Source organism: Pseudomonas sp. Lz4W (assembly GCF_000346225.2).
Taxonomy (GTDB): Bacteria; Pseudomonadota; Gammaproteobacteria; order Pseudomonadales; family Pseudomonadaceae; genus Aquipseudomonas; species Aquipseudomonas paraversuta.
In genome coordinates this window covers 899942-917950 of record NZ_CP017432.1, presented here as the reverse complement: position 1 = coordinate 917950, position 18009 = coordinate 899942, and the positions used below count along the sequence as shown (strand labels likewise).

The 18009-nt window shown below is 60.7% G+C and carries 16 protein-coding genes; 10 read left to right on the top strand and 6 right to left on the bottom strand.

What is annotated here, in order from left to right; translation table 11 throughout:
• Positions 1-21 precede the first annotated feature (21 nt).
• The gene (locus tag B195_RS04415) at positions 22-1161 is read right to left on the bottom strand and encodes a D-mannonate oxidoreductase (protein WP_003443438.1); all 1140 of its coding nucleotides are present in this window, start codon (positions 1159-1161) and stop codon (positions 22-24) included.
• A 3-nt stretch (positions 1162-1164) separates the two neighbouring features.
• A complete protein-coding gene (locus B195_RS04410) occupies positions 1165-2175 on the bottom strand; it encodes a zinc-binding alcohol dehydrogenase family protein (RefSeq protein ID WP_003443440.1) in 1011 nt (336 codons plus the stop codon).
• Between the two features lie 810 nt (positions 2176-2985).
• Here B195_RS04410 and B195_RS04405 point away from each other — a divergent pair.
• Together B195_RS04405 and B195_RS04400 are read left to right on the top strand one after the other, a co-directional pair.
• Positions 2986-3486, top strand: coding sequence for a type VI secretion system amidase effector protein Tae4 (locus B195_RS04405; protein ID WP_003443441.1), 501 nt, complete (start codon positions 2986-2988; stop codon positions 3484-3486).
• A complete protein-coding gene (locus B195_RS04400; RefSeq protein ID WP_003443442.1) occupies positions 3483-3926 on the top strand; it encodes a type VI secretion system amidase immunity protein Tai4 in 444 nt (147 codons plus the stop codon). The genes B195_RS04405 and B195_RS04400 overlap by 4 nt, the downstream gene beginning before the upstream one ends.
• A 55-nt stretch (positions 3927-3981) precedes the next feature.
• Here B195_RS04400 and argC read toward each other — a convergent pair whose 3' ends face one another.
• The gene (gene argC, locus B195_RS04395) at positions 3982-4911 is read right to left on the bottom strand and encodes an N-acetyl-gamma-glutamyl-phosphate reductase (RefSeq protein ID WP_003443443.1); all 930 of its coding nucleotides are present in this window, start codon (positions 4909-4911) and stop codon (positions 3982-3984) included.
• Positions 4912-5025: 114 nt separating this feature from the next.
• Here argC and B195_RS04390 point away from each other — a divergent pair, with 114 nt between their 5' ends.
• Together B195_RS04390 and B195_RS04385 are read left to right on the top strand one after the other, a co-directional pair.
• Positions 5026-5931: a LysR family transcriptional regulator gene (locus B195_RS04390; protein ID WP_003443444.1), complete on the top strand. Its 906-nt coding sequence runs from the start codon at positions 5026-5028 to the stop codon at positions 5929-5931.
• Between the two features lie 99 nt (positions 5932-6030).
• Positions 6031-6360 carry a hypothetical protein gene (locus B195_RS04385; RefSeq protein WP_003443445.1) on the top strand — a complete coding sequence of 110 codons (330 nt, stop codon included), beginning with the start codon at positions 6031-6033 and terminating at the stop codon, positions 6358-6360.
• Here the strand turns inward: B195_RS04385 and B195_RS04380 are convergent, their stop codons facing one another.
• Together B195_RS04380 and B195_RS04375 are read right to left on the bottom strand one after the other, a co-directional pair.
• Positions 6361-6747: a cytochrome c family protein gene (locus B195_RS04380; RefSeq protein WP_003443457.1), complete on the bottom strand. Its 387-nt coding sequence runs from the start codon at positions 6745-6747 to the stop codon at positions 6361-6363.
• Positions 6748-6800: 53 nt separating this feature from the next.
• A complete protein-coding gene (locus B195_RS04375; protein ID WP_003443470.1) occupies positions 6801-7418 on the bottom strand; it encodes a LysE family translocator in 618 nt (205 codons plus the stop codon).
• 145 nt (positions 7419-7563) lie between these two features.
• On the opposite strand from B195_RS04375, the gene B195_RS04370 reads away from it, so the two are divergent.
• Positions 7564-8016 carry an Lrp/AsnC family transcriptional regulator gene (locus tag B195_RS04370; RefSeq protein ID WP_029612224.1) on the top strand — a complete coding sequence of 151 codons (453 nt, stop codon included), beginning with the start codon at positions 7564-7566 and terminating at the stop codon, positions 8014-8016.
• A 26-nt stretch (positions 8017-8042) separates the two neighbouring features.
• Here the strand turns inward: B195_RS04370 and B195_RS04365 are convergent, their stop codons facing one another.
• The gene (locus tag B195_RS04365) at positions 8043-8960 is read right to left on the bottom strand and encodes a LysR family transcriptional regulator (RefSeq protein WP_003443475.1); all 918 of its coding nucleotides are present in this window, start codon (positions 8958-8960) and stop codon (positions 8043-8045) included.
• Positions 8961-9076: 116 nt separating this feature from the next.
• Here B195_RS04365 and B195_RS04360 point away from each other — a divergent pair, with 116 nt between their 5' ends.
• The 5 genes from B195_RS04360 to B195_RS04335 all read left to right on the top strand — a co-directional run bounded on the left by B195_RS04360 (position 9077) and on the right by B195_RS04335 (position 17910).
• Complete coding sequence (locus B195_RS04360) at positions 9077-9964, top strand: SDR family oxidoreductase (RefSeq protein ID WP_003443476.1); 888 nt, start codon at positions 9077-9079, stop codon at positions 9962-9964.
• A gap of 894 nt (positions 9965-10858) precedes the next feature.
• Entirely contained in the window at positions 10859-11365 is a 507-nt protein-coding gene (locus B195_RS04355) for a sigma-70 family RNA polymerase sigma factor (protein ID WP_003443479.1), read from the top strand.
• The gene (locus tag B195_RS04350; RefSeq protein WP_003443481.1) at positions 11362-12330 is read left to right on the top strand and encodes a FecR domain-containing protein; all 969 of its coding nucleotides are present in this window, start codon (positions 11362-11364) and stop codon (positions 12328-12330) included. The genes B195_RS04355 and B195_RS04350 overlap by 4 nt, the downstream gene beginning before the upstream one ends.
• Before the next feature lie 102 nt (positions 12331-12432).
• Positions 12433-14859: a TonB-dependent receptor gene (locus tag B195_RS04345; RefSeq protein WP_003443482.1), complete on the top strand. Its 2427-nt coding sequence runs from the start codon at positions 12433-12435 to the stop codon at positions 14857-14859.
• 1113 nt (positions 14860-15972) lie between these two features.
• Positions 15973-17910 (top strand): autotransporter domain-containing protein, encoded by a 1938-nt coding sequence (locus B195_RS04335; protein ID WP_003443484.1) that lies wholly within the window; start codon positions 15973-15975, stop codon positions 17908-17910.
• Positions 17911-18009 lie beyond the last annotated feature (99 nt).

The window sequence follows — 18009 nt, the reverse complement described above, 5'->3', positions numbered from 1 at the left end:
TCAACGGTTCTGGTGCGCCGCTCAGTGCTGGCTGAGCAGGACGGCCCGTAATATCGGTTGCTCAAGGCCTGGCGCAACCTGCTCAGCGAGCTCGATCAGGGGCAGAAGGCGGCGCTGTTTCTTGTCTTTATGGTTAGCGGCGATGTCAGCCAGACGATGTTGCAAGAACGGGTTGGCGAAGCGCTCGCGCACGCTGTCGACATAGCGCCGGGCGGCATCCAGCTGACCGAGGGCGGCGAATACCGGGAGCACTTCGCTGGCCCACAGTGCTTCCAGATCGGCGCGCAGTGCCGGGCTATGCATGGCCTGGTACACAGTCTCGTGCTCGGGGCGCCCGTCACTGAGCCAGCGCTCGGCCAGATAGCTGTGGCCCAGATTCAGGGTGAACAGTTTTAGCCGCTCGTAATGATCGAGGTCATCGGTCAGCACAATGGCTTCGTGGCTGCAGGGCAGCGTCAGCCCCTCCTGACGCTCGATCGCCCACAGCGCATAGGGTTCAGCCACCGCGCCCACCGGCTCAAGGGCCTGGGAAACGATGCGGTCCACCAGCGAGTTGGCCCAGCGGCAGTTCTGCGTCAGGTAGCTCTCGAATGCGTCGCCCAGTGCCCAGCTGCGGGCCAGGCCCACCAGCAGATCACGCAACACATCGCCATTGCGCGCCACCAGTTCACAGGGGAACAGCGACAGCGTGGAGTGCGGGTTGTGTTGCCAGCGATCGTGGAGCAAAACCAGAAGTTTGGCCGGGAAGCTGATCGGCGCCGGGGCCTGGGCGCCGAGCAGCACGGGAGTGTCCCGCGGGTCCAGCAGATAACCGCGGTCACCGGTATTGGAAATCACCACCCGGACCTGTTCGATAAAGCACTGGCGCAGCGCCGGCCACTGCTGGGCGGCATGTACTGCGCGGCTGATCGCCGAAGCCTGGAGGTTTTGTTCGACTACCTGACCCCGGTCGATGCCCTGGATCAGCACCCGGTACGGCTTGCCGCTGGCCAGCGCCGCGGTGCGGGCAGTACTGGCCGGGCTGTCGGTGGTCTGCACCACGGCAATACGGCCCAGGGCTGCGCCACGCTCCAGCGCCTGGGACACGAAAAGATCGACATGGGCCTGAAGAAAGCGGCTGGTGCCAAACTGCAGGATCGGCGGAAATTGGTTATCGCTCATCGCCTAGCACTCGATAATGGCTTTGACCACGCCTTGCTGCGGGTCCAGCAAAGTGGGGAACAGATTGACCACCTCGCTGAGTGCAATGCGATGGGTGTTCAGGGCCCGGTCGGGAATCAAGCCGTCGCGCAGGCATTGCTCGACATAGCGGAAGTCTTCGACGGTGGCGTTGCGGCTGCCCATCAGGGTGGCTTCGCGCTTGTGGAACTCGGGGTCGGAAAAGGTGATCGAGTCACGCACCACCGAGATCATCACGTAGGTGCCGCCGTGGGCGATAAATTCGAAGCCGCGCTCCATGGCCCGGGCGTTACCGGTGGCGTCGAATACCACGTCATAAAAATCGCCTTCGGTGAGGTCGGCCAGAGCGTCCTTGTCGCCCTCACCGATTTTCACCGCGGCGTGAATGCCCAGGTGCTGGCGGCAAAAATCCAGACGATCGTCGCGGGTGTCGAGCACCGTGACTCTGGCCCCGCGCAACCCGGCAAAAATCGCCGCCGCCATGCCAATGGGCCCGGTGCCGACCACCAGCACCCGCTGCCCGGCCTGCAGGTTCGAGCGACGCACGGCATGGGCCCCGATGGACAGGAACTCGATCATTGCCGCCTGATCCAGCGACACCCCGTCAGCCTTGTGGATGAACTGATGGGCAACGCTCAGGTATTCGGTAAAGGCGCCATCGCAGTGCACGCCCAGTACCTGGATCCGGGTGCAGCAGTTGGTCTTGCCTTTGCTGCAGGCGATGCAGGTGCCGCACGAGATATACGGCATCACGTAGACCACGTCGCCGGCCACCAGGCCACTGCCTTCATCGCTGGCTTCAACGATGCCGGAAAACTCATGGCCCATGACCCGCGGGTATTCAAGGAAGGGCTGATTGCCGGTGAAGATATGCAGGTCGGTGCCACACACCCCCACCCGTTTGACCCGGATCAGGGTTTCGCCGGGCTGGCGGGCGGGTATCGGGCTCTGGACAGCAGTGAGCGAGCGCGGCTCGTTACAAATCACAGTCAGCATTTTTATTCTCCGGCAATAGCACGCGGGCTACGGGGTATGGGCAAGGCGAGACAGGGGGCGGGGAACGGCAGCAACGGGAGATGGAGACAGGGCATGGGGATCTCCTCTTATTGTGTGCAGCGTGAGTGCCGCCTGGATGATCACGGCTCGAAAACTACACGCGGCAAAATACATTGGCAAGACCAATTTATAAAAAATATGAATTGGCCTTACCAGATTGCAATCAGGTGCGAGTGATCGCCGAGAGCGCTTGATGCTCTTGGAACATGGCTTTGATCAGGGCTTGGAGGAGCGCAGTGGCAATTTTTAATGGACGACTATTTTTCAGAGGGCTCTGATTTATTTTCGAAGGTTACGGCATCAAGGTGCAGCGCTGCTGACACCCCTAGAGCAACAACATGAATGGATCGCTGCCCGCGCTTTATCCCCACCCACTCGCCCCTGAAACTCTGCGCACACTTGACAATTCGCCCTGCACAAAGCGACAGCGAGCCAAAGATAGGATCAGCCTGATGTATGGCTTATTCACACCTGGAAATGCTGTTCTACATATTGCGCAGAGAGTGAGTTATTCGCAGCGGATGTCTTTACCCGACAGAAAGCCAAGTAGCGCTATGGACTTTAACTTTAAATACATCGCCACCATAAGTGTTGAAAACAAGGACCGACATAAAGTTAAATCCCGCTGATTTAGACTCCGAATCTACTGATTACATAACAATAAATAGCGGCCGACACAGGGTTCTTCCTCAATGAACAAAGCTATTGCCATTGCGCATGGCTTGACCAAATAAAAACCAAGGATAACAAATGACTCGACCTTTTTTCTCTGTTGCCTGGGCTGCTTCACAGCGAATTTACGACCCTGTCAACTCCGGCGCAAAAGTTGCACAAATAATTGGTGGATATGTTGAAAAGAATATCAACAACCCCATACCCCAGCAGCGCTGGAGTAATACCTGTGCCGTTCGAATTAGTTATATTTTGAATCAATCTGGCATGAACATTTCAAAAACTCCAGGACAGACAGTATCAGGAGCGGACAATCGCCAATATTTTTTCCGGGTAAGGAATCTTGTTGCATTCCTCGAGGAGCGTTGGGGGCAACCTGATATCATGGAATACCCGCCCACTGGTGGAGGATCCCTTGCCGGTAGAAAGGGGCTGATCCTGTTTGAAGTTACAGGCTGGTCAGATGCTCAAGGCCACGCAACACTATTCGATGGCAATATCTGCTACGACCAGTGTTACTTCAATGAACCAGAAGCGAGATACAGCACCGACCGCGCTAACTTTTGGAATTTGCCATGAACATAATCTGGAGAGGTGGCCTGACTGTTTCGGCCCTGGCCCTCTATCTGTCAGTTTGCCATGCACAGAACAGCCAGTTTAGCTTTCCTGGCGCTGGGGCACGTCCCCATGCCCAGAACTATAAAGACATGATCCTGGCCACCTGTGTCGCGAACGCCTACCAAAATGACAAGAGTGCTGCTATTGATGCCGGCAGTAGTGTGAGTGCATTACGCGACTGGACCGAATACGATTTGGAAAGGGCGCCAGATGCTATCAAGTCCCTGGTCGATAGTTATTTGGCGCGCAATTACCACAACCCGTTAGTCGAACCGGAAATCAAGGATGTACGTTTCGACTTTCTGAAATGTCTGGACCTCTATCACAGCAGCGAACTGGACGAACAGACGAAAGACCTGGTAATCAATCCCGGGCATAAATACAGGAAGGATAATCTGTGATCCAGACACCGGGTTGATCATTCCGCTCTCGTAAAATAGTTGCAGGTAACCTCCGTTAGTCCCCCGCCATCATCAAATCCAGGTTCTGCACCGCCGCTCCGGCAGCCCCCTTGCCTAGGTTGTCGAATACGGCAGCCAGCAGTACCTGGCCGGTCTGCTGGTTTTCACACACCACCAATTGCAAATCATCAGTCCCGTTCAGCGACTGCGGATCAAGGCCGGTCAAGGCTTTGGCCTCCTGCAGCGCCATCACCTGAACATGGGCCGCAGCGGCGTAGTGCTGCACAAGGCATTCGTGCAACCGCAACCCGTCCACCCCCGGCGCCAGCAAGCGCAGTTGCAAAGGTATGGTCAGCACGATGCCCTGGCGAAAAGCACCATAGGCCGGGATAAATACCGGCCGCTGCAGCAGGCCGCTTTGCTGCTGGATCTCCGCCACATGTTTGTGCGCCAGCCCCAGGCCATACACCTGGAATGCTGCCCCTCCGATGGCACCCTCCCCTTCAAACTCCTCTACTGCGGCCCGCCCCTTTCCGGAATAACCCGACACGGCATTAATGGTCAGCGGGTAGTCCCCAGGCAGTAAACCGGCCTCCAGTAGCGGACGCAGCAGCCCTATTGCCCCGGTGGGATAACAACCCGGGTTACTGACCCGCCGCGCCGTGGCAATACGCCGGGCCTGTTGCGGGTTCATCTCGGCGAAACCATAGGTCCAGTGCGGATCGGTACGGTGCGCCGAGCTTGCGTCGATTACCCGTACGCCAGGGTTTTCGATGCTGGCTACAGCGTCCCGTGCCGCGTCATCGGGCAAGCACAGAATCGCGATGTCGCAGGCGTTGATGATTTCGGCGCGACGCCGGGCATCCTTGCGATGCTCGGGATCGAGCTTGATCAAACGCAGGTCGGGGCGATCCCGTAGCCGTTGATGAATTTGCAACCCGGTGGTGCCTTGGTCGCCGTCGATGAAGATCAGAGGACTTGCCATGGAATGCTCTCGAACTCAGGAAATCAGGAGCGGCAATCTTCAGCGAGGGGCTAAGATAGGAAAAGTTGAATTTCCAAACGATTAACTTCAGTTTTTCTGAACAAGGAATGATCCATGCGCGAAATCAGCCTGGACCGGCTGCGCACGCTGGTGGCTATTGCCGACCTGGGCTCGTTTGCCGAGGCGGCCCGGGTGCTGAACCTGGCCCCGCCCACGGTCAGTTTGCATATCGCCGACCTGGAATCGCGAGTAGGCGCCAGGCTGTTATCCCGCAGCCGGGGCCGGGTCCAGCCATCGGCGATTGGCGACACCCTGGTGGAACGCGCGCGGCGTCTGCTGGCAGATGCGCAGCAGGCCCTTGAGGACGTGCAGCGACAGGTGCAGGGGCTGGCCGGACGCGTGCGGCTGGGGGCCTCCACCGGGGCCATCGCCCAGTTGCTGCCGCAAGCGCTGGAGACCTTGAGCCAACATCATCCCGCTATCGATGTGCAGGTCGCCGTGCTCACCTCCCGGGAAACCTTGCACAGGCTGGCCGAAGGCTCTCTGGAAATCGGCCTGGTGGCGCTGCCACAGACCCCGGTCAAACAATTGCGGATCAAGCCCTGGCGGCGCGACCCGGTCATGGCCTTCCTGCCGGCGCGCGGGGAATGCCCGCAGGTAGTGACCCCCGCCTGGCTGGCAGCGCAGCCCTTGATCCTGAATGACAACACCACCCGGCTTTCACGCCTCACCGCGGAGTGGTTCGCCAGCGATGGGCACCAGCCCGCAGCGCGTATTCAACTGAACTACAACGATGCAATCAAAAGCCTGGTGGCGGCCGGTTATGGGGCCACGTTGTTGCCCCATGAAGCCTGCACCCCGCTGCCTGACAGCCGGATCGCCATGCGCCCGTTACAGCCCCTGTTGTGGCGCCAACTGGGGATTGCCCACCGTGACGGCGATGTGGAGCGGGCCACGCAACATGTGCTGGATGTGTTGTGGGGGCTAAGCTCGCAGCCGGCCGAGGCTGGCGCACCCTGAGGGCCTGCCCGATTCAGGGGTGCGCAGGGCCAAGGCTTTTTTTTCGCCGGCAGAACAGCGATGATCGCCGCCCCGCTCCACAGCACAGGAACCCGCTTCATGGAATTGCCACTGGAAACAGTCGCCCTTTTCGCGCTGAAACTGGCCTACGAGACCGAAGGCTCAAGCCCGATATTGCGTGACGACCTGGTCATGGCGGACTACGAGCGCGAGGTCTTTGCCCTGCTGGTGCGCAAGGGCGATATCGGCGCCATTCAAGCCAAGCTCGATGCCTGCCTGGGCCTGGCCCTGAACGCCCTGGGCGGCACCGACAAGCCCATGGGCCGCGAGCTCGAGCGCCTGTCCCTGGATGTGAAAAACGCCCGCACGCTGGAACAACTCGACGCCCCGCTGCTGACCCTCAGGGACTATCTCAAAGATATTCAGTGATCACTGCCCCTGAAAGGTCTCAAGGTACGCCAGCAAATTGTCGATCTTCTCGGGGTCACTGATGCCCCAGAAAATCATCCGCGTACCGCTCACCACTTTCTTCGGGGCTTCGATGTACGCGGCCAGTTTGTCCCGCGTCCACACCACACCCGAGTTTTTCATCGCCTCGGAGTACTGGTAGTCCGCCGTGGTCCCGGCTGGCCGGCCGATTATGCCGTTGAGCTGCGGCCCGAACCCGCCCCGGGCGTTTTCGCCAATGCTGTGACAGCCGCCACAGGTTTTGCTGAACAGTCTGGCTCCCGCCTCGGCATCCCCGGCCGCCACAGCGGTGCCGGTGAATCCGGTTGCGAGGATCAGGGCCAGGCTCAGTAATGCTGTTTGTTTCATGGGCGGTTCCACACTCCGTGGTCAGGGTCGGGCTCGCCGGCAATCTTACAGGCTCAACGCAAAACCTGCTCCGCCAGCAGTCCCAGCGCGATAAGGATCATCACCGTCCCGGACACCCGGCTGACCTTTTTCGCCGCCCCCGGCCGGGTCTGCAATACCGCCTGGGCGCTGAACCCCACCAGCAGATAAACCACTGCGCAACTCACCGCATGCAATGAACCCAGGGCGATGATTTGCGCCGGGATCGGCCACGTCGATAACGGGTCGGTGAATTGCGGCAACAGGGCCAGAAACAGCAGAAATACCTTGGGGTTCATGCCACTGACGCACGTGCCCTTCCAGGCCCAGCGAAACCATGAATCCGCCACCTGCATCTGCCCGGCCTCGGGGGTGGACGGCTGGCGAATCATGCTGATGCCCAGCCACAGCAAATACAGGGCCCCGCCGAGGGTGAGCAGCGACATGATCAACGGACTCCTGACCAGTAACGCGCCGACCCCTGCAGCCACAACCAGGGTCGCCAGCAAGTGGCCCGAGAGCAGGCCCGCGACCGCAGGCGCAACCCGACGGCCGCGAATACCGGCTGAAATCGCGTAAGCCCAGTCGGCGCCGGGGGTGATGATGAACAGGAACGACACCGCCCAAAAGGCGGCCAGGATGCTGAGAGTCACGGAGTGTCTGCCTTCTACGAAGCCGGGGGGATTGTGCAATGCGCCGAATGAAGCGAATGCGCTCAGTAGAAGATTAGAGATTTGCTGATAGGATTATCTTTCGTTTATCCCAATCATTAATGACCAGATTAGAAGGTTCTTCCAGGTGGATCGAATTGATCGAAAGATTCTCGCGGAGCTGCATGGGGACGGCCGTCTTTCTCTCACCGAACTGGCGGACCGGGTCGGGCTGAGCCTCTCGCCCTGTCATCGGCGGGTGCGGGCTCTGGAAGAGTCGGGGGTGATTTTGGGCTATCGGGCCCTGCTGGCGCCGAAAGAACTGGGCCTGGGCTTTTCTGCGATTGTGTTTGTGACGTTGCGCGAAGTGACCCGCCAGGCCGTCGCCGACTTCGAGGCGGCCTTGCCGCAGATTCCACAGATTATCGAAGCGCAAAGACTGTTCGGCGATCCGGACTACCTGCTGCAAGTGATTGCCAAAGACCTGCAGGCCTTTCAGCAACTGTACGACGAGCGCCTGACCTCGCTGCCCAACGTACAACGGCTGGTCTCGACCCTGGTGATGAAAAGCGTGATCCACGACAGGGTGCTGCCGCTGTAGCCGAAAACCGGTAGTCGCTGCCGCCATTACCGGTCGAGGGGCATCAGCCCGGCCGCCAGGGCATCCAGCAAAGCGCTGACTTTGGGCAAAGCCTGGCGGCTTTTCGGCCACACCAGATTGATCGCCAGGCCGTCGCTGGCCAGATGCGGCAGCACCTGCACCAAAGACCCGTCGGCCAGCTGTTGCTTGATCAGCCAGGTCGGTAATTGCGCAATGCCGCAACCCGCCAGCACCGTCATGACCTGCCCTTCGCCATCACCGACGATGTATTTGGCCGGCATCACCCGGCGCTCGGTCTCACCGGGCCGATTGCCGGAAAAACTCCAGGGGCTGACCGTGCCATCGGCCCGGCCATAGGCAACACACTGATGATGCTCCAGGTCGCGGTCCGTCACCGGCGTACCGTGAATCTTCAGGTAAGCCGGGGCGGCGCAGAACACATGCCGCTCACGTCCCAGGTAACGATGCCCCAGTGCACCGGGCCAGACATCCGAACCGCCGACCCGGACGACGATATCAACCCCCTCTTCAACCGGGTCGATAAAGCGGTCCGAAAACGAAATGTGCGGCAGCAACAGCGCATGTTGCTGCACAAATTTCAGCACCACCGGCAACGCCTGCAGACGCCCGAACGCTGCCGGCAGGTCAATTCGCAGCCGGCCCCGCGGCTCGGTATTTTCCGCCTGCATGGACAACTCGGCCTCTTCCAGTTCGGCCAGCACCCCGGTACAGGTCCGATAGAACGCGGCCCCGGCATCGGTCAACGACAAACGCCGGGTGGTGCGATTGAACAGGCGCACCTCCAGCCGGCTCTCCAGTCGGGCGATGCCTTTGCTGATGGCCGAAGGGCTCAGGTTCAGGCGCTCGGCAGCAGCTTTGAAGCTGCCGGCTTCGGTCACGCAGACAAACACATCGATGCCCTTCAGGCGCTCGGAAGTAAACATACCCGCCTCGTATTCGTGAACTGAATTCATGTCATTCGGTAAAAGGTATCGTAAATAAGACCGTTTTTCCCCAGTAAACTGGAGCCCATGCCACTCCTCAACCTACAGGCGCTCCCATGACCCCGCAAAAACCAACGGTGCTGATCACCGGTGCCACCGGCCAGATCGGCGGCGACACCCTGCGCAACCTGCTGGCCGACGACAGCATCACCCTGGTGGCCGCCGTCCGTTCACCGGCCAAGGCCAAACCTTTCGAGGCCCAAGGCATTCGCACGGTGATTATGGATTTCGACAAGGAACACACCCTGGCCCCTGCCCTGCAAGGTATCGATCGCGCGTTTCTGGTGACGGGCTACACCGTGGACATGCTGCGCCAGAGCAAAGCCTTCGTGGACCAGGCAAAAAAAGCCGGCGTGCAACACATCGTTCACCTGGGTGCCTGCGGACGGGACGACACCACCATCGGACACTGGGCCTGGCACCAGTTCGTGGAGCGCTACATCGAGTGGTCAGGCTTTTCGTTCACCCACCTGCGCCCTGAATGCTTCATGCAGAACCTGCTCAGCTACGACGGCACCCAGGCAGTGAAAGCGGGGGTTATCGAGCAATACACCGGCGATGCACGTTTCAGCTGGGTGGATGGCGAAGACGTCGCCCGCGTCGCCGCACAAACCTTGCTGCACCCGCACAAACATGCCGGCAAGACCTACCGCCTGGGCTACGACGTGCAGTCCTACGGCGACATCGCCGCCATCATGACCAGAGTCCTGGGCCAGCCGTTCCGTTACGACGCGAAGTCACCTGACGTATTTCTGGAAAACATGCGCGCGGCCGGAGCCGAAATGGCCTACATGACCTGCGTGCACGACAACTTCACGCGCATGGCGGCCCGGCAGATTCCCGGGGTTGAAGAGACCTTCGACAACTTCCCCGCCATCACCGGCCGCCAGCCCGTGACCTGGGAAGATTTCGTGCAAAAGCACCGCAGCGCTTTTGCCTATTGAGCACCTCGCCCCCCTGAATTCAGCGCGAAGCTCGCTGGCACCGCAATCTGCCCCTCCCCCCTGTGGGAGCGGGCCTGCCCGCGATGGCGGCGCTGCTGGTTTCATGGCAGAGCTCGCTGGCAAGCCAGCTCCTACAGAAAAGCCTCGCAATCTGCCCGCTCCTCCTGTGGGAGCGGGCTTGCCCGCGATGGCAGCGCCGCTGACTTCAAGCCAGAGCTCGCTGGCAAGCCAGCTCCTACAGAAAAGCATCGCAATCTGCCCGCTCCCCCTGTGGGAGCGGGCTTGCCCGCGATGGCGGCGCTGCTGGTTTCAAAGCAAAGCTCGCTGGCAAGCCAGCTCCTACAGAAAAGCACCGCAATCTGCCCCCTCCCCTTGTGGGAGCGGGCTTGCCCGCGATGGCGTCGCCGCTGTCTTCAAGGCAGTGCTCGCTGGCAAGCCAGCTCCTACAGAAAAGCACCGCAATCCGCCCATCCCCCTGTGGGAGCGGGCTTGCCCGCGATGGCAGCGCTGCGGGCTTCAGGCAGAGCTCGCTGGCAAGCCAGCTCCTACAGAAAAGCAGCATCGCAATCTGCCCCCTCCTTCTGTGGGAGCGGGCTTGCCCGCGATGGCAGCGCCGCTGGTTTCAAGGCAGAGCTCGCTGGCAAGCCAGCTCCTACAGAGAAGCATCGCAATCTGTCCCCTCCTCCTGTGGGAGCGGGCTTGCCCGCGATGGCAGCGCCGCTGTCTTCAAGGCCGAGCTCGCTGGCAAGCCAGCTCCTACAGAAAAGCATCGCAGCCTGAATCGCCCCCTCAAACCCATTTCTGGATTGCCTGACAGAAGTCTGCGATTGCAGTGGCCATCATGTGGCCGCTAATATTGAGAACTATTCGCACTCACATCTGGAAACCCGACCGGTGCACCCTCTTGCGACCCAAAAACTGGGCTTCTTTTTCAGCAGCCACCATCGCTGGCTGCTGCAACATATTCAGCGCCGCCTGCGTAATCACGCCGACGCAGAGGACACCGCCGCCGATACCTTTTGCCAGATGCTGGCGGCGCGGGTAGATCCGGACAGCATTGAGCAGCCCCGGGCCTACCTGTCCACCATTGCCCGGCGCCTGATTTTCGACCGCCACCGTCGGCGCAAACTGGAAACCGCCTATCTCGATCGCCTGGCCTTGCTGCCCGAGGCCGTGGCGCCGTCCCCCGAAGAACAGTTGCAGTTGATCGAAGCTCTGGTTGCCATCGACAGGGCGATCGACGGTTTGCCGATGATCGTCAAAGCCACCTTTCTTTACAGCCAGCTGGATGGCCTGAGTTACGTGGCAATTGCGCAAAAACTGGGGCTGTCCGAACGCACGGTCAGCCGCTACATGAAACAGGCATTGCGCCAGTGTTACCTGAGCGAGGCCGGCCTGTGAGCAAGCAGCGGCTGGACCCGGTGAGCGAACAGACCATCGACTGGATGGTGCAACTGCGCGCCGGCACTCCCGACGTAATGCTGCAAGAGCGCTTCAACGCCTGGCTGGCCAAAGACCCCGCACATGCTCAGGCCTGGGACAAATTGCAGCAGCGCCTCAGCGGCTCCTTCAGCCCTCTGCGTTCACTGGATGATCGGCTGCCCGGACAAGCCGGTGAAGCCCGTCAGTTGCTCTTGCAACCCCACACAACCCGGCGCGACACGCTGCGCGCTATTGCCGGTCTGGGCCTGCTCGGTGGCGGTTTGTGGCTAGGCGCGCGCAGCCCGATGGGTAATTCGCTGCTGGCCGATCTGTCCACCGGCCGTGGTCAGCGCCAGGACTTCAACCTGGCTGACGGCAGCCGCCTGCGCCTGAACGCCAACAGTGCCGTGGACCTGAGGTTCGATAACCGGCAACGGCTGCTGATTCTGCGTCACGGCGAGCTGGTGATTGAGGTGGCCGCGGATGCGGGCCGGCCCTTTTGCGTACGCACCGCAGAAGGTGAAATCCGCGCTTCGGCAAGTCGCTTCCTGGTGGCTCAGGAACCTGCAGCAAGCCGGGTGGTGGTGCTGCAACACGCCGTGCAGGCACAGCTGTTCAACGGCATGTCCCTGAATCTGGACGAAGGTCAGTCGGCCCTGCTGTATGCCAGGCAAATCGTCCCTGTGGAGGGTGACCAGCGCCGTCGCGCTGACTGGCTTAACGGCAAACTGAACGTGCTGGACGATCCTCTGGAGCAAGTGGTCGCGGCCCTGCGCCCTTACACCCGTGGTTTGGTGCGGGTTGCTCCCCAGGTTCGCGGCCTGCGGGTGCAGGGTGTGTACCCGCTCAACGATCCCGACCGGGCCTTCACCGCACTGGCTGAAACCCTGCCAATTCGTGTGGATCGTTACAGTCCATGGCTGACTCTGATCGGGGCGGTATAACGGCCGTGGAAAGTTTTTTTTGATAATTGTTCGCATCGGTGTCCGGTTTTGTTTTCTCGGCGCACCTATCTCCTGAGACTTTCACACGATCAGGAGAATGCCGTGCTCAACCCGTGGCCCCACACCCTTTGCCTCGCCGTTGCTCTGGCAACCATGGCCAGTCCTGCCCTGGCGCAAGACCTGAGCTTCAATCTGCCGGCCGGCAACCTGGCCAGTACCCTTAACACCATCGCCAGTCAGAGCGGCCAGATCGTGTCGCTGGAACCCGCGCTGGTGCAGGGCAAACAGGCGCCAGCGGTGATCGGCCACATGTCGCCCGAACAGGCCATGGAGGCCGCCCTGCGGGGCAGCGGTTTGCAATTGCGTATCACCGGGCAAGGCAACTTCAGTGTCGAACCGGCACCGCAAACCGGCGAAGCATTGCAACTGGGGGTCACCAGCATCACCGAGCGCAGCACCGACGCCACCACCGAAGGCTCTGGCTCCTACACCGCACAGGCGGTGACCATCGGCAAGGGTTCACACAGCCTTAAAGAGACCCCGCAATCGGTTACCGTCATTACCCGCAAAATGCTCGATGACCAGAACCTGAACACCATTGAACAGGTCATGGAAAAGACTCCGGGCATTACCGTTTATGACTCGCCCATGGGTGGCAAGTACTTCTACTCCCGGGGCTTTCGCATGACCGGCCAGTACCAGTACGACGGCGTGCCGCTGGACATCGGCAGCAGCTACGTCCAGGCCGACAGCTTCAACAGCGACATGGCGATCTACGACCGGGTCGAGGTACTGCGCGGTGCCGCAGGCATGATGAAAGGCGCGGGCGGCACGGCCGGGGCGGTGAACTTCATCCGCAAACGCGGCGAATCCACCCCTCACACCCAGCTGTCACTGTCTGCAGGCACCTGGGACAACTATCGGGGTCAGGTTGATACCGGCGGCCCTTTAAATGATTCCGGCACCCTGCGCGGCCGGGCGGTGCTCACCCAACAGACCCGGCAGTACTTCTATGACATCGGCGCACGCAAAGACCAGATCTACTATGGCGCCCTGGATTTTGACCTGAGCCCCGATACCACCCTCGGTGTGGGCCTGGCTTATGAAGATGTGGACGCCACCCCCTGCTGGGGCGGGCTGCCGCGCTACGCCGATGGCAGCGACCTGAAACTCAAACGTTCAACCTGCCTGAACACCGCCTGGAACAACCAGCGCAGCAAGCGCACCACCTGGTTCGGCGACCTCAAGCAGCAACTCAATGACGACTGGTCACTGAAGGTCGCGGGGGTCTATTCAAAAAACACCCAGGACATGGAATACGCGTTCCCCAGCGGTTCGGTACCGGTCGGCGCTACCAGTACCAAAACCCTGATGCTGGGCAGCATCTATGACTATGACCAGACCGACTATGGCTTCGACGCTTACCTGAACGGCAAATTCGACGCACTTGGCCTGGAGCAGGAATTGACCATCGGCGCCAACGCCAGCCGTTCGCACAAGGATGACTTTTACGCCGTGGCAGTCCTGCCCCAGCGCCAGAATGTACTCAACCCCGATCATCACCTGCCCAAACCTGATGACAGCTACTACCTGAGTAATGCCTCACGTGGCGGGCCGATGGACATGAGGATCAAACAATACGGTCTTTACTCCACGGCCCGCCTGAAGCTGGCCGAGCCGCTGACCTTCGTGCTGGGTAGCCGCGTGAGCTGGTACAAGTCCGACAGCGATAGCGAGTCCTGGTACCAGGGCGAAAGCACGCCAGTCAGTTCCAGAGCGACCGAAACCGGCCAGGTCACCCCGTTCGCGGCCGTACTGTTCGACCTCAACGACAACCTGACCACCTATGCCAGCTACACGGACATCTTCACCCCGCAGGGCGGCTACAAAACCCTCAACGGCGAAACCCTCAAGCCATTGATCGGCACCAGCTATGAAGTGGGGATCAAGGGCGAATGGTTCGACGGGCGCCTGAACAGTTCCTTCAACCTGTTCCGCACCATTCAGAAAGACGCGGCCCAGGACAATCCGCTGTGCCCGGACAGTACTTGCTCACAGAACTCCGGCAAGGTGCAGGCTCAAGGTTTCGAAGCTGAAGTCAGTGGCGAAGTCATTGAGCGCCTGCAAGTGCTGGCCGGCTACACCTACACCCAGACCAAGGTTCTGGAAGATGCCAATGACGATCAGGATGGTCTGGCCTACAACACCTATGTGCCGCGCCACCTGCTGCGCGTGTGGGCCGACTATGCCCTGGACGGCTCACTGGACCGCATCACTGTCGGCGCCGGAGTCAATGCCCAGAGCAGCAACTACCGGGTCTCGCCCATCAGCGGCATCGACATCAGCCAGGCCGGTTATGCGATCTGGAACAGCCGCATCGGCTACCGCATCGATGACACCTGGTCCGTGGCACTTAACGGCAACAACCTGTTCGACAAGCGCTACTACGCCACCGTCGGCACCGAAGGCTTCGGCAACTTCTACGGCGAGCCGCGCAACTTCGTGATGTCGCTCAAGGCAGATTTCTGAGTGCAGATCCCAGGCCTCGCAGCCTGAATTACTGGCAAGCCAGCTCCTACAGAGAAGCATCGCAATCTGCCCCCTCCCACTGTGGGAGCGGGCTTGCCCGCGATGGCAGCGCCGCTGACTTCAAGCCAGAGCTCGCTGGCAAGCCAGCTCCTACAGAAAAGCAGCATCGCAATCCGCCCCCTCCTTCTGTGGGAGCGGGCTTGCCCGCGATGGCGGCGCCGCTGACTTCAGGCAGAGCTCGCTGGCAAGCCAGCTCCTACAGAAAAGCATCGCAATCCGCCCACCCCCCTGTGGGAGCGGGCTTGCCCGCGATGGCAGCGCTGCTGACTTCAAGGCAGTGCTCGCTGGCAAGCCAGCTCCTACAGACAAGCACAGTAACCCGCCCCTCCTTCTGTGGGAGCGGGCTTGCCCGCGATGGCGGCGCCGCTGACTTCAGGCAGAGCTCGCTGGCAAGCCAGCTCCTACAGAAAAGCAGCATCGCAATCTGCCCCCTCCTTCTGTGGGAGCGGGCTTGCCCGCGATGGCAGCGCTGCTGACTTCAAGGCAGAGCTCGCTGGCAAGCCAGCTCCTACAGAAAAGCAGCATCGCAATCTGCCCCCTCCTTCTGTGGGAGCGGGCTTGCCAGCGATGGCAGCGCCGCTGGTTTCAAGCCAGTGCTCGCTGGCAAGCCAGCTCCTACAGAAAGGCATCGTAATCTGCCCATCTCCCTGTGGGAGCGGGCTTGCCCGCGATGGCAGCGCCGCGGTCTTCAAGCCAGAGCTCGCTGGCAAGCCAGCTCCTACAGAAAGGCATCGCAATCTGCCCCCTCCTCCTGTGGGAGCGGGCTTGCCCGCGATGGCGGCGCTGCTGTCTTCAAGGCAGCTCCTTCAGATAAGCATCGATATCTACGTGCTACTTTTCGCAGCACTTGCACCAGGGCCTGCCCGCTTGCGGGGCATTCGCGGCCCGCCGCAGCGCTGGGTTTCAATTCAAAACCGGTTCTCTTTTACATATTGGCGACGAACCCTTAACGCTGGGCGTCAATTGTTCAAGAAGTCGATAAAGGGGCGCACATCATGCAAATGGTCTAGACGTATTGCCTCAATCCAAAAAGAAAAACTCAAGGAAGACGTTGTGATCAAACCTCTCGCACTCGCTGTCAGCGTTGCCGGCGCCCTGCTGTCAACATCAGGCCAGGCCCATGACTACGGCGAATACGCTGGTGACACCCTCGACACGCTGATTCATGACTACCCGGGCCGCTATCGGGGCACGGCCAATTTCGCCGGGGCGGCCGACTGGATGCAAAGCCGGATGGGCGACGCCTACAGCATCTCCCGCCAGGATTTTTCCTGGGGCGCCGACAACAGTCGCAGCTCGCAAAACGTCGTGGCTTATGCCCCGGGCACACTGCCGCAATACGTGGTGGTCGGCGCCCACTTTGATACCTACTTCGGTCGCCCTGCCCTGCAAGGGGTCGACGACAACGGTTCGGGCGCCAGCGTGCTCACCGAAATCGCCCGCAATCTCAATGGCCTGCCGCTGGAGTACGGGCTGCAGGTGATCGGCTTTGGCGCCGAAGAAGAAGGCCTGCAAGGATCCAAGGCCTTTGTGAACAGCCTGAGTACCAGCCAGAAGAACAACATGCTGGCCATGATCAACCTCGACAGCCTGATCACCGGCGACATGATGTATGCCCACTCCGGCAAGAACAGTGCGACCAACCCGGGGCTGGCGGCACTGCGCGAACATGCGTTCAAGCTGGCCAAAGAGCTCAATATCGACCTGCACACCAACCCCGGTCTGGACGCGGCCTATCCTGCCGGCACCGGTTGCTGCAGTGATGGCGAATCCTTTGAAAAACTGAATATTCCGGTGCTCTACGTCGAAGCCACCAACTGGGAACTGGGGGACATGGACGGCTACACCCAGACCGACAACCCGGCAATCCCGGGCGGAGCGACCTGGCATGATCCCCAAAAAGACAATGAAACCGTGCTCACCGATGCCTTTGGCCAGGAACGTATCGAGCAGCGCCTGCGCGACTATTCGCGCCTGCTCAGCCGTCTGGTGCTGGAGCTGACCAATGCCGACCTCATGGCGTCAACGGCGTCTGGCGGGGCCGTCGCCCGCGCGATGCAGGACAGCCTGCAACGTCAGCACCAGGCTCAGGTAAACCTGCTGGACCGGCGCTGGCTGACCTTGCAGTCGGCCAGTCGTGAGGCGGGCACCTTTGATGGCGAAATAGGCATTGATGGTGAGTACACCGCAGACAGTGGCCCCTTCCACGAAGGCCGTCGACTGGGCCTGCATGCTCTGGGAGATTATCAATTGACCCCGAGCCTGACCCTGGGCGCCAGCCTCAGTTACCTCAATGGCCGCGACAAGCTGGAACATGGCGGCAAGCTCGACAATGACAGCTGGCAGGCGGCGCTCTATGCCTTGCTCAATGACGGCGGCCCAGCATGGCTGGCAGGCGACCTGAGCGCCGGGCAGAGCAGCTTCGACAGCAAGCGCAATCTGCTGATCCAGGCCAACGGTGGCCCGGTGCTGCTGAGTCAGAAGCAGACCGGTGAAACCGATGCCCTCAGCCTCGGTGCGCGGGTGATCGGCGGCTATGACTTCGACGTCGGCCCAATCAAAAGCGGTCCTTTCGCCGGGCTTGATTACAGCCATTACCGGATCGACAAGTTTCACGAAAAACAGCAGTTGCGTACTGCCCTTACCTATGAGGAGCAAAGTTTCGACTCCCTGCAGGCCAGCCTCGGCTGGCGTGTACGGGGCAGTTTCGACCTGCCGGCCGGCATGAGCCTGCAGCCGTACGGCGACATTGCCTGGGTCAGGGAAATGGGTGACGGAAGTCTGGACGACATCCTGTTGACCAGCCTCGCGGACGGAAAAGCCCGAGAGGCAAAACTGGGCGGCGTCGACAAGAGCTTTGGTCGGGCCCAGGTCGGCAGCCAGTTGGCGATCACCCCGCAACTGGGGCTTTACGCCGAAATCAATGGCCGCCTTGGCAATGATGAGGGCAGCCAGACCGGCTACTCCCTCGGCGCTCAATGGCTGTTCTGATTCACCACCGCACTGCCTGCAGGAACGCGTTGCGCGCCTGCAGGCCTATGCCGGGTTTCACCCCTGACACCCAAGGCATGACCAGCACGTTCAAGGGGA